Source organism: Streptomyces cirratus (assembly GCF_014650775.1).
GTDB classification, from domain to species: Bacteria; Actinomycetota; Actinomycetes; order Streptomycetales; family Streptomycetaceae; genus Streptomyces; species Streptomyces cirratus.
Map to the genome: position 1 here is coordinate 63,408 of NZ_BMVP01000022.1, position 10,979 is coordinate 74,386.

Annotated in this window: 11 protein-coding genes; all 11 read left to right on the top strand. The window is 72.4% G+C overall.

Annotated features, from left to right (window positions below; translation table 11 throughout):
- Positions 1 to 8 precede the first annotated feature (8 nt).
- The 11 genes from IE207_RS30655 to IE207_RS30695 all read left to right on the top strand — a co-directional run bounded on the left by IE207_RS30655 (position 9) and on the right by IE207_RS30695 (position 10,594).
- Positions 9 to 1,652: an acyl-CoA dehydrogenase family protein gene (locus tag IE207_RS30655; protein ID WP_190187601.1), complete on the top strand. Its 1,644-nt coding sequence runs from the start codon at positions 9 to 11 to the stop codon at positions 1,650 to 1,652.
- A gap of 395 nt (positions 1,653 to 2,047) precedes the next feature.
- Positions 2,048 to 3,322 carry a GAF domain-containing protein gene (locus IE207_RS30660; protein ID WP_190187612.1) on the top strand — a complete coding sequence of 425 codons (1,275 nt, stop codon included), beginning with the start codon at positions 2,048 to 2,050 and terminating at the stop codon, positions 3,320 to 3,322.
- A gap of 12 nt (positions 3,323 to 3,334) precedes the next feature.
- Positions 3,335 to 3,898, top strand: a complete 564-nt coding sequence (locus IE207_RS30665; protein ID WP_190187602.1) for a GNAT family N-acetyltransferase — start codon at positions 3,335 to 3,337, stop codon at positions 3,896 to 3,898.
- A 98-nt stretch (positions 3,899 to 3,996) separates the two neighbouring features.
- Positions 3,997 to 4,704 carry a hypothetical protein gene (locus IE207_RS30670; protein ID WP_190187603.1) on the top strand — a complete coding sequence of 236 codons (708 nt, stop codon included), beginning with the start codon at positions 3,997 to 3,999 and terminating at the stop codon, positions 4,702 to 4,704.
- Between the two features lie 132 nt (positions 4,705 to 4,836).
- Entirely contained in the window at positions 4,837 to 4,920 is an 84-nt protein-coding gene (locus IE207_RS34250) for a putative leader peptide (RefSeq protein WP_312847410.1), read from the top strand.
- A gap of 222 nt (positions 4,921 to 5,142) precedes the next feature.
- Positions 5,143 to 6,834 carry a nitrite/sulfite reductase gene (locus IE207_RS30675; protein ID WP_190187604.1) on the top strand — a complete coding sequence of 564 codons (1,692 nt, stop codon included), beginning with the start codon at positions 5,143 to 5,145 and terminating at the stop codon, positions 6,832 to 6,834.
- The gene (locus IE207_RS33575) at positions 6,831 to 7,010 is read left to right on the top strand and encodes a hypothetical protein (protein WP_229874166.1); all 180 of its coding nucleotides are present in this window, start codon (positions 6,831 to 6,833) and stop codon (positions 7,008 to 7,010) included. Before IE207_RS30675 ends, IE207_RS33575 begins: the two co-directional genes overlap by 4 nt.
- On the top strand, positions 7,007 to 7,723 hold the full coding sequence (locus IE207_RS30680) for a phosphoadenylyl-sulfate reductase (protein ID WP_190187605.1): 717 nt from the start codon (positions 7,007 to 7,009) through the stop codon (positions 7,721 to 7,723). The genes IE207_RS33575 and IE207_RS30680 overlap by 4 nt, the downstream gene beginning before the upstream one ends.
- A gap of 35 nt (positions 7,724 to 7,758) precedes the next feature.
- Complete coding sequence (gene cysC, locus IE207_RS30685) at positions 7,759 to 8,304, top strand: adenylyl-sulfate kinase (protein WP_190187606.1); 546 nt, start codon at positions 7,759 to 7,761, stop codon at positions 8,302 to 8,304.
- Positions 8,301 to 9,236: a sulfate adenylyltransferase subunit CysD gene (gene cysD, locus IE207_RS30690; RefSeq protein ID WP_190187607.1), complete on the top strand. Its 936-nt coding sequence runs from the start codon at positions 8,301 to 8,303 to the stop codon at positions 9,234 to 9,236. Before cysC ends, cysD begins: the two co-directional genes overlap by 4 nt.
- Before the next feature lie 2 nt (positions 9,237 to 9,238).
- Entirely contained in the window at positions 9,239 to 10,594 is a 1,356-nt protein-coding gene (locus IE207_RS30695) for a sulfate adenylyltransferase subunit 1 (protein ID WP_190187608.1), read from the top strand.
- Positions 10,595 to 10,979: the final 385 nt, after the last annotated feature.

A 10,979-nucleotide genomic window follows, 5' to 3' on the forward strand; every position in this document is an offset into this window, starting at 1 on the left:
GTATCCGCATGGCAGCCACCACCCACACAGTGACCAATCAGGCTCCGCCCCTCGTGGGCTACGACGCCTACTCCGGCGACCGGGCCCTGTCGGAGGGCGTCGAGCGGCACCTGGCCGACGCGCCGCCCGCGCTGTCGGCCGAGGTACGGGACGAGCTCACCTCCCTGGGTCGTGCGACCGGCTCGGAGCAGGCGCAGCTCTGGGGCGTGCAGGCGAACGCGCACCCGCCCGAGCTGCGCACGCACGACCGTTACGGGAACCGGATCGACGAGGTCGAGTTCCACCCGGCGTGGCACCGGCTGCTGGGGCACGCGGTGACCTCCGGGCTCACCGACGCGTGGGGCCGCCCGGCCGGGCACCTGCGCCGCGCGGCGGGGTTCTTCCTGTGGTCGCAAGCCGAGTCGGGGCACGGCTGCCCGGTGTCGATGACGCACGCGGCGGTCCCGGCGCTGCGTACGGACCCGGCACTGGCCGCCGAGTGGGAGCCGCGGCTGACCTCGCACGTGTACGAGGAGGGGTTGCGGCCTCCGGGGCAGAAGGCCGGCGTGCTGTTCGGCATGGGCATGACGGAGAAGCAGGGCGGCAGCGACGTACGGGCGAACACGACGGTGGCCAAACCGCTGGACGCGTCCGGCGAGTACCTGCTGACCGGGCACAAGTGGTTCTGCTCCGCGCCGATGTCCGACGGCTTCCTGGTGCTGGCGCAGGCCCCCGGTGGGCTGAGCTGCTTCCTGGTGCCCCGCGTACTGGCGGACGGCACGCGCAACGTCTTCGCGATCCAGCGGCTCAAGGACAAGCTGGGCAACAAGTCGAACGCTTCGAGCGAGGTGGAGTTCGACGGGACGTGGGGGCAGCGGGTCGGCGAGGAGGGGCGGGGCGTGCGGACCATCATCGAGATGGTCGCGGCGACCCGGCTGGACTGTGTGATCGGTTCGGCCTCGCTGATGCGCCAGGCGCTGACGCAGGCCGTCCACCACGCGGAGCACCGCTCGGCTTTCGGGAGCCGGCTCATCGAGCAGCCGCTGATGCGCAACGTCCTGGCCGACCTGGCCCTGGAGTCGGAGGCCGCGACGGTGCTGACGCTGCGCCTGGCGGCCGCGTACGACGCCGGTACGGAGCAGGAGCGGGCGTTCCTGCGCCTGGCGGTGCCGGCGGCCAAGTACTGGGTGACCAAACGGTGCACGCCGATGGTGGCGGAGGCGCTGGAGTGCCTGGGCGGCAACGGTTACGTCGAGGAATCGGGGCTGCCGCGCCTGCTGCGCGAGTCCCCGCTCAACTCGATCTGGGAGGGGTCGGGCAACGTCCAGGCCCTGGACGTGCTGCGCGCCCTCCAGAGGGAGCCGCAGGCGCTGAATGCGTTCCTCCAGGAGGTGGGGCTGGCCCGGGGCGCCGATCACCGGCTGGATTCGGCCGTCAAGGACCTGCTTACGGACCTCGCGGACCTGGAAGGGATCGAAGCGCGTGCCCGGCGGGTGGTGGAGCGCATGGCGCTGGTGCTCCAGGGGTCGCTGCTGGTGCGGTGGGCCCCGGCGGAGGTGGCGGACGCGTTCTGCGCCTCGCGCCTCGGCGGTGACTGGGGGGCGGCCTTCGGGACGCTGCCGCACAGCCTGGGCCTGGGAGCGGTAGTGGAACGGGCCCGGATCGCCGGCTGAGAACGGGCAGCGCACCGGCCCGGATCGCCGGCTGAGGGCAGCGGGCGGTGCACGGGCCCGGATCGCTGGCCGGAAACGGTCCCCAAACCGCCCCGTGCCGGGACCCGCGCCCGTTGACCCGAGACCGGGGGCGGCGCCGCGCCGACTCGGCGCCGCCCCTGGTCCGAGAAGCCCCGAGGAAGGAGCTGTCACGCCGCTCGGCGGCGTCCCGATAGTTTCGGTCGGGCGACCGGAGGTTGGCGAGGGTTGCATACGGTTGCAACCCTTCGCCTCTGGAACCAGTCGAACCAGTAACCGGTCGAACGAGTCACGCAGTCAGCTCCTTGACTGACCACGGGGAGGTTCCGGTGGCCGACACCGCAGGCAGCACCGTCGATGTGGCGCGCATCTCCGCCATGGACGCGCGGGAGGCGGCGCGTCTGCTCAAGGGCGTACGGGCGGCGGCGCTGGCCGGTGACCGCCTTCCGGCCGCCCCGCGCCCGGAGATCGCCGAGTCCTGGCGGCGGATGCTGGCCGGCGGGGTCCACCCGGACCGCGACGCACGCTCGCGGCTGCTGTCGGCGGCCGAGACCGAGGAGCGCCGGCAGGTCTCGCCGCTGCGGGAGATCCTCCCGGTACTGCGCGAGGGCCTGTTGCCCGCGCTGGACGAGGCCCTGCACATCATGGTCGTCGCCGACGCGGACGGACGGCTGCTGTGGCGGGAGGGGCACTCCTCGATCCTGCGCCGAGCCGACCGGCTGGGCTTCGCGGTGGGCGCCGACTGGGCCGAGGCGGTGGTCGGCACCAACGGGGTCGGCACCTCCCTGGTGACCCGCAGGCCGGTCCAGGTGTTCTCGGCGGAGCACTTCGTCTCCAGCCACCACGACTGGACCTGCGCCGGGGCCCCCGTGCGCGACCCCAGGGACGGCCGGCTGCTGGGCGTGGTCGACGTCAGCGGCCCGCTGGCCACCATGCACCCGGCGACGCTGGCCTGGGTGACCTCGGTGGCCCGGCTCGCCGAGCGGGAGCTGCGGATCCGGCACCTGGAGTCCCTGGAGCGGCTGCGGACCGTCGCGGCGCCGCTGCTGGCGCGGCTGCCGGGGCGGGCGCTGGCCGTGGACCCGCAGGGCTGGACGGCGGCGGCGACGGGGCTGGCCCCGGCGGACCGGGTTCCGCTGCCGAAGGGGTTCGGGCCGGGGCGGGTGTGGGTGCCGCAGCTGGGCCACTGCGCGGTGGAACCGCTGCCGGGCGGCTGGCTGCTGCGGATCGAGGATGCGCGTACCGGCAGCGGGGCCGCGAGCCGGGTGGTCCTGGACCTGAGCCGGGCCGGGTCGTGGTCGGCGACCGTGTACGGGGCCGCGGGCAGCTGGTCGCTGGAGCTGAGTCCGCGCCACGCCGAGCTGCTGTTCCTGCTGGCGGAGAGCCCGCGCGGGCGCTCGGCGGCGGAGCTGGCGGCCGAGCTGTTCGGGGACCCGAGCCGGACGGTGACGGTGCGCGCCGAGATGTCCCGGGTGCGCCGCAACCTCGCCGGGGTGCTGACGCACCGGCCGTACCGCTTCGCGCGGGACGTGGAGGTGGAGCTGATCCGCCCGGCGGTCCCGGCGGAGCTGCTCCCCCATTCCACGGCGCCCGCGGTGGTGCGGGCCCGGCTGGGCCGGGCGGGTGGCTGGGGGCCCCGGCAGGTCATGTGATTCCCTGACCTGATGAGCACCATCACGCTGACCACCTGGTCCCTGGAAATGACCTCGCCGCAAGACCTCGTACCGGCGGCCGTCCCCGGGCCGGAGACAACGGTCGCCCGGGCGGAGGTCCCCTCGCCCGAGTTCAGCCGGTTCCTCTACGCCTCGGTGGGCGGGGACATCCACTGGACCGACCGGCTTTCGCTGACCCGCGCCGAGTGGGTGGAGCACCTGGGGCGGCCGGGAGTGGAGACGTGGGTGGCGTACGACCGCGGTACGCCGGCGGGCTACGTCGAGCTCGACCCGCAGCCGGACGGCGTGGTGGAGATCGTCTACTTCGGTCTCCTGCCGGACTTCCGCGGCCGCGGCATCGGGGGCCACCTGCTGTCGGTCGGCACGGCCCGCGCGTGGGACCTCGCACGGCGGTGGCCGGATCTGGCGCCCACGCGCCGGGTGTGGCTGCACACCTGCAGCCAGGACGGCCCGACGGCGATGGACAACTACCTGCGCCGGGGCTTCAAGCTCTTCAAGACGGAGACGGAGGAGAAGCAGCCGACCCCGACCCCGGGCCCCTGGCCGGGGGCGTAGCCCCTGACCGGTGGGTACGCGCGCGCGTCGGCGTGGCGCCGCGGCGGCTGTCCCCGCACGGGCGCATGCTGGACCTCCGTCGAACGTAGGCGAGGGTCATGAGTGCCGCACGTCCACCAGAGCCGGCCGACGAGGACGGCGAGCCCTCCGGGGGTGCGCAGCGGCGTCCCTCCGACCCCGGCCGTCGAGCCGGGTTGCTCGCCCGCCTGTACAGCTGGCAGGGCCTGCTGGGCACCCTGATCACCGCCGTGGCCGCGGTCGTCGTGGCGCTCATCGCCCGGACACCAGGGGAGCCGCACCCCGCGCCCACCCCTTCTCCGGCCACCGCCTCACCGACCCCCCCTCCTCCGGTGACAGGGCCCGTGGTGGGCATCCAGCTGACCCGGGAGCACGACGATCCCGCCGCGCCCGCGCCGGCCGTCCTCGTCGACTTCGAGGGAACGGTCACAGGGCTCGACGCCGGTTCGACGGTCTTCGCGTTGGTCCGACGGCCCGATGAGCGTTCGAGCTGGCCGGCCGCCCTCGCCGAGGTCGACCGGCGCAACGGCAGGTGGAAGGCCGTGGTCCACGTGCCGCGCCCTCAGCCCCCGCTGGTCATGACGGCCGGGGTGATCTCCAGCGATTTCGGAGCCGCGCAGCCGCCGGGCGCCGTCCTGCCCCCCTACGTGCCCGCCCCGTCCCCCGGGGGCCCGGAGCTCGAGAGACTCCAGGAGGACGGGCCCGCGGCGGCCGGTGTCGAGACTTCGGCGCCCTTCCGGTCCGTCGCGCCCGAAACGCCCCGGCCGGCGGTTTCGCCGTCGCGGTGACCGGAAACGGGCGCCGAGGTTCCGGAGCCGGCCAACGTGACCCACGTCACGTCATTCCACGATTCGAGACCACATCGTCCGAATCGTGGACAGTAGTGGACTCCTCCAATCGGCCCATGCCACGCTTCCGCCATGAATGGAGCTGGAATTGCCTTGGTGAGTCGGCGGCACGTCGACCTCGGCCGCATGTCCAGCGCCATCTGTCCGGCGCGCTGACGGAACCAGCAACCGCCGCACATCGCCGCCGTCCCCGCTGCCGCGGACGCGTCGACCCCGGGGCCGTACGGCCTCCACAAGCCCCCTGACGGCTGAAATCCGCCCTGCTCGCCGGCACAACCGGCCATGGCGCGGCCATCAGCCACACCTGCTCCGCGTGCGGGGGTCACGCCGCCGCTCCCCCTGCCCTCGCCTTGAGCCGCCGAAGAAGGACGTACCGCCATGGCCGCCACCCCCGAAACGCCCGCAGCCGCGCGCCGCAAGACCGGCCGTCACCGCGGTGAGGGCCAGTGGGCCGTCGGACACCACACTCCCCTCAACGGCAACGAGCAGTTCAAAAAGGACGACGACGGTCTCAATGTGCGGACACGCATCGAGACGATCTACTCCAAGACCGGCTTCGACTCGATCGACCCCAACGACCTGCGCGGCCGCATGCGCTGGTGGGGCCTCTACACCCAGCGCAAGCCCGGGATCGACGGCGGCAAGACCGCGATCCTGGAGCCGGAGGAGCTGGACGACAAGTACTTCATGCTGCGCGTCCGCATCGACGGCGGCCGGCTGACCACCGAGCAGCTGCGCGTCATCGGCGAGATCTCCGAGGAGTTCGCCCGCGGCACCGCCGACCTCACGGACCGGCAGAACGTGCAGTACCACTGGATCCGGATCGAGGACGTCCCGGAGATCTGGCGCCGGCTGGAGGCCGTCGGCCTCTCCACCACCGAGGCCTGCGGTGACACGCCCCGCGTCATCCTCGGCTCGCCCGTCGCCGGCATCGCCCAGGACGAGATCATCGACGGCACGCCCGCCATCGAAGAGATCTACCGCCGCATCGTCGGCAACCCGGCCTTCTCCAACCTGCCCCGCAAGTTCAAGTCCGCCGTCTCCGGCTCGCCGCTGCTCGACGTGGCGCACGAGATCAACGACATCGCCTTCGTGGGCGTGAACCACCCCGAGCACGGCCCCGGTTTCGACGTCTGGGTCGGCGGCGGCCTCTCGACCAACCCCAAGCTGGGCGTGCGCCTGGGCACCTGGGTCTCGCTGGACGAGGTCCCGGACGTCTACGAGGGTGTCATCTCGATCTTCCGCGACTACGGCTACCGCCGGCTGCGCACCCGCGCCCGCTTGAAGTTCCTCGTCGCCGACTGGGGTGCGGCCAAGTTCCGCCAGGTGCTGGAGGACGAGTACCTGAAGCGCGAGCTCACCGACGGCCCGGCGCCCGAGCAGCCCACCGGCCAGTGGCGTGACCACGTCGGCGTGCACCGCCAGCAGGACGGTCGGTTCTACGTGGGCTTCGCGCCCCGCGTCGGCCGGGTCGACGGCGCCACCCTGACCAAGATCGCGGACGTGGCCGAGCAGCACGGCTCCGGCCGCCTGCGCACCACCGCAGAGCAGAAGATGATCGTGCTGGACATCGAGGAGGACCGGGTCGAGTCCGTGGTCGAGGCCCTGGAGGCGCTGGACCTGCGGGTCAAGCCGTCCCCGTTCCGCCGCGGCACGATGGCCTGCACCGGCATCGAGTTCTGCAAGCTGGCCATCGTGGAGACGAAGGCCCGCGGCGCCTCGCTGATCGACGAACTGGAGCGCCGCCTGCCGGACTTCGCCGAGCCGATCACCATCAACATCAACGGCTGCCCGAACGCGTGCGCCCGTATCCAGGTGGCGGACATCGGTCTCAAGGGGCAACTGGTCCTGGACGAGGACGGCAACCAGGTCGAGGGCTACCAGGTGCACCTCGGCGGCGCGCTCGGCCTGGAAGCCGGTTTCGGCCGCAAGGTCCGCGGCCTCAAGGTCACCTCGGCGGGCCTGCCGGACTACGTGGAGCGGGTCGTCACGCGCTTCCAGGAGGAACGCGAGGACGGCGAGCGCTTCGCCGCCTGGGTCGGCCGCGCGAGCGACGAGAGCCTGTCGTGAGCGAGCGCGCCGCACCGTTCTACTGCCCGTACTGCGGCGACGAGGACCTGTTTCCCCACGAGACGGGTCACGGCGCCTGGGAATGCAGGGCCTGCAACCGAGCCTTCCAGCTGAGGTACCTCGGGCTGCTGGCCCGGGGCGTTCAGTCCAACCAGCCTGGAGGGGAAGCGACATGACGACAGCTCGGGAGACGGCGGCACAGGGCACCAGGGACCTCAAGGCGCTGGCCGAGCAGGCGGGTCGCGACCTGGAGGACGCCTCCGCTCTGGAGATCCTCACCTGGGCCGCCGAGACCTTCGGGAAGAAGTTCGCCGTCACCTCCTCGATGGAGGACGCGGTCGTCGCCCACCTGGCGTCCCGCGCCTTCCCGGGCGTGGACGTGGTCTTCCTCGACACCGGCTACCACTTCGAGGAGACCATCGGCACCCGCGACGCGGTCCAGGCCGTGATGGACGTCAACGTCATCACCCTCACCCCGCGCCAGAGCGTCGCCGAGCAGGACGCCCGGTACGGCCCGAAGCTGCACGACCGGGACCCGGACCTGTGCTGCGCGCTGCGCAAGGTCAAGCCGCTGGAAGAGGGCCTGACCGCCTACGAGGCGTGGGCGACGGGCCTGCGCCGCGACGAGTCCCCGACCCGGGCGAACACCCCGGTGGTCGGCTGGGACGAAAAGCGGCAGAAGGTCAAGGTCTCCCCGATCGCCCGCTGGACGCAGGACGACGTGGACGCCTACGTCGCGGAGCACGGCGTGCTGACCAACCCGCTGCTGATGGACGGCTACGCCTCCGTCGGCTGCGCCCCCTGCACCCGCCGCGTGGCGGAGGGCGAGGACGCGCGGGCCGGCCGCTGGGCCGGGCGGGCGAAGACCGAGTGCGGACTGCACGGCTGATGACCGACACCGAAGAACCGACGGAGACGAGAACGATGAGCGTGAGCGACCAGGGCGCCACCGTGTGGCTGACCGGGCTGCCGAGCGCGGGCAAGACCACCATCGCGTACGCGCTGGCCGAGCGGCTGCGGGCCGAGGGCCACCGCGTGGAGGTCCTCGACGGCGACGAGATACGCGAGTTCCTCTCCGCCGGACTGGGTTTCAGCCGGGAGGACCGGCACACCAACGTGCAGCGGATCGGTTTCGTCGCCGAACTGCTCGCGAGCAACGGCGTCAAGGCGCTGGTGCCGGTGATCGCGCCGTTCGCCGACAGCCGGGAGGCCGTCGCCAAGCGGCACGCCGCCGAGGGCACCGCCTACCTGGAGGTCCACGTGGCCACCCCGGTCGAGGTCTGCTCCGAACGCGATGTGAAGGGCCTGTACGCCAAGCAGGCCGCGGGCGAGATCTCCGGTCTGACCGGGGTCGACGACCCGTACGAGGCTCCGGACTCCCCGGACCTGCGGATCGAGTCGCACACGCAGTCCGTCCAGGAGTCGGCTTCGGCCCTGTACGCGCTGCTCACCGAGAGGGGTCTGGCATGACGACCGTCGCCCACCTGCACGAAGGGACCGACGCTCCCTACGCGCTGTCGCACCTCGACGCCCTCGAATCGGAGGCCGTGCACATCTTCCGCGAGGTGGCGGGCGAGTTCGAAAAGCCGGTGATCCTCTTCTCCGGCGGCAAGGACTCCATCGTCATGCTGCACCTGGCGCTCAAGGCGTTCGCGCCCGCGCCGGTGCCGTTCACGCTGCTGCACGTCGACACGGGTCACAACTTCCCCGAGGTGCTGGAGTACCGCGACCGCACGGTCGAGAAGCACGGCCTGCGGCTGCACGTGGCCTCCGTCCAGGAGTACATCGACGCCGGCAAGCTGCGCGAGCGCCCGGACGGCACCCGCAACCCCCTCCAGACCGTTCCGCTGACCGAGGCGATCCAGAAGCTCAGGTTCGACGCCGTCTTCGGCGGCGGCCGCCGCGACGAGGAGAAGGCCCGCGCCAAGGAGCGCGTCTTCTCCCTGCGCGACGAGTTCTCCCAGTGGGACCCTCGCCGCCAGCGCCCCGAGCTGTGGCAGCTCTACAACGGCCGCCACGCTCCCGGTGAGCACGTGCGCGTGTTCCCGCTGTCGAACTGGACCGAGCTGGACGTGTGGCAGTACATCGCCCGCGAGGGCATCGAGCTGCCGCAGATCTACTTCGCCCACGAGCGCGAGGTGTTCAAGCGCAACGGGATGTGGCTGACGGCCGGCGAATGGGGCGGCCCCAAGGAGGACGAGACGCCCGAGAAGCGTCTCATCCGCTACCGCACCGTCGGTGACATGTCCTGCACCGGTGCCGTCGACTCCGACGCCACCACGCTGGACGCCGTGATCACCGAGATCGCCGCCTCCCGCCTCACCGAACGGGGCGCGACCCGCGCCGACGACAAGATGTCCGAGGCCGCGATGGAAGACCGCAAGCGCGAAGGGTACTTCTAGACATGACCTCCACCACCGATCAGGTCGCCGGGCTCGACGACCTGGCAGCGACCACGCTGCTGCGCTTCGCGACCGCCGGTTCCGTCGACGACGGCAAGTCCACGCTGGTCGGACGGCTCCTGCACGACTCCAAGTCGGTCCTGACCGACCAGTTGGAGGCCGTCGAGGCCGTCTCCGCCCAGCGCGGGCAGGACACCCCCGACCTCGCGCTGCTCACCGACGGCCTGCGGGCCGAGCGGGAGCAGGGCATCACCATCGACGTGGCGTACCGCTACTTCGCCACCGCCCGGCGCCGGTTCATCCTGGCCGACACCCCGGGGCACGTGCAGTACACCCGCAACATGGTCACCGGCGCCTCCACCGCCGACCTGGCCGTGGTCCTCGTCGACGCCCGCAACGGCGTCATCGAGCAGACCCGCCGCCACGCGGCCGTCGCGGCGCTGCTGCGCGTCCCGCACGTGGTCCTCGCCGTCAACAAGATGGACCTCGTCGGCTACGAGGAGGCGGCCTTCGCGAAGATCGCCGAGGAGTTCACCGCGTACGCCTCGGACCTCGGCGTGCCGGAGATCACCGCGATCCCGATCTCGGCCCTGGCCGGTGACAACGTCGTGGAGCCCTCGGCGCACATGGACTGGTACGGCGGCCCGACGGTGCTGGAGCACCTGGAGACCGTGCCGGTCAGCCACGACCTGACCGCCTGCCCGGCGCGCTTCCCGGTCCAGTACGTGATCCGGCCGCAGACCGCCGAGCACCCCGACTACCGCGGCTACGCGGGCCAGATCGCCTCCGGCGTGCTGCGCGTCGGCGAGGCCGTGACCGTCCTGCCGTCGGGCCGCACCTCGGTCATCGAGGGCATCGACGCGCTCGGCGAGTCCGTCGACATCGCCTGGGCGCCGCAGTCGGTGACGGTGCGGCTGAGGGACGACATCGACATCTCGCGCGGTGACCTGATCGCCCCGTCGGCGAGCGCCCCGGCCACCACGCAGGACGTCGAGGCGACGGTGTGCCACGTCGCGGACCAGCCGCTGGCCGTCGGCGCCCGGGTGCTGCTCAAGCACACCACGCGCACCGTCAAGGCGATCGTCAAGGCGATCCCCTCGCGGCTGACCCTGGACGACCTGTCCCAGCACCCGGAGCCCGGGCAGCTGGTCGCCAACGACATCGGCCGCGTCGTCGTGCGTACCGCGGAGCCGCTCGCGCTCGACTCGTACGCCGACTCGCGCCGCACCGGATCCTTCCTGCTGATCGACCCGGCCGACGGCACCACCTTGGCGGCCGGCATGGCGGGTGAGGCCTTCGCCGCCCATGCCGACGGTGCCGGGGCCGTCGCGGCGGATGACGAAGGGTGGGACTTCTAAACCATGGCCGCCGACATCTACTCCACCTTCGCCAAGGAAGGCGGCCGCGTAGGCAGCGGCCACCTCGGCAGCGGCCAGGGAGGGGTGGGGCGATGTGCGCGATGACGTACGCGCACCGCATGCGCGCCCACACCCCCCACCAGCCGTACCCGCCCGCGCTCCGCAGACGAAGACCCGCGCCGTGACCCCACGGCGCTCCGAGAGGAAGCCCTCCCGTGCCTGCCACCGGTACCACCGCCCGTAAGACCCTGCGCCGCAGTGTCGTCGCCGCTGCCGCCCTCCCGCTCCTGATCGGTGGGCTCGCCTCCTGCGGCTACGGCTCCCAGGCGAAGAAGGACGACGCCAAGCCGGCCGCCGTCCCCGCCGCCGACGCCAAGAAGCTCTC

What these genes read in the sequence shown, in the direction of transcription:
- IE207_RS30655 (WP_190187601.1), top strand. Translation starts at nt 9, where the DNA reads ATGGCAGCCACCACCCACACAGTGACCAATCAGGCTCCGCCCCTCGTG.
- IE207_RS30660 (WP_190187612.1), top strand. Translation starts at nt 2,048, where the DNA reads ATGGACGCGCGGGAGGCGGCGCGTCTGCTCAAGGGCGTACGGGCGGCG.
- IE207_RS30665 (WP_190187602.1), top strand. Translation starts at nt 3,335, where the DNA reads ATGAGCACCATCACGCTGACCACCTGGTCCCTGGAAATGACCTCGCCG.
- IE207_RS30670 (WP_190187603.1), top strand. Translation starts at nt 3,997, where the DNA reads ATGAGTGCCGCACGTCCACCAGAGCCGGCCGACGAGGACGGCGAGCCC.
- IE207_RS34250 (WP_312847410.1), top strand. Translation starts at nt 4,837, where the DNA reads ATGAATGGAGCTGGAATTGCCTTGGTGAGTCGGCGGCACGTCGACCTC.
- IE207_RS30675 (WP_190187604.1), top strand. Translation starts at nt 5,143, where the DNA reads ATGGCCGCCACCCCCGAAACGCCCGCAGCCGCGCGCCGCAAGACCGGC.
- IE207_RS30680 (WP_190187605.1), top strand. Translation starts at nt 7,007, where the DNA reads ATGACGACAGCTCGGGAGACGGCGGCACAGGGCACCAGGGACCTCAAG.
- cysC (WP_190187606.1), top strand. Translation starts at nt 7,759, where the DNA reads ATGAGCGTGAGCGACCAGGGCGCCACCGTGTGGCTGACCGGGCTGCCG.
- cysD (WP_190187607.1), top strand. Translation starts at nt 8,301, where the DNA reads ATGACGACCGTCGCCCACCTGCACGAAGGGACCGACGCTCCCTACGCG.
- IE207_RS30695 (WP_190187608.1), top strand. Translation starts at nt 9,239, where the DNA reads ATGACCTCCACCACCGATCAGGTCGCCGGGCTCGACGACCTGGCAGCG.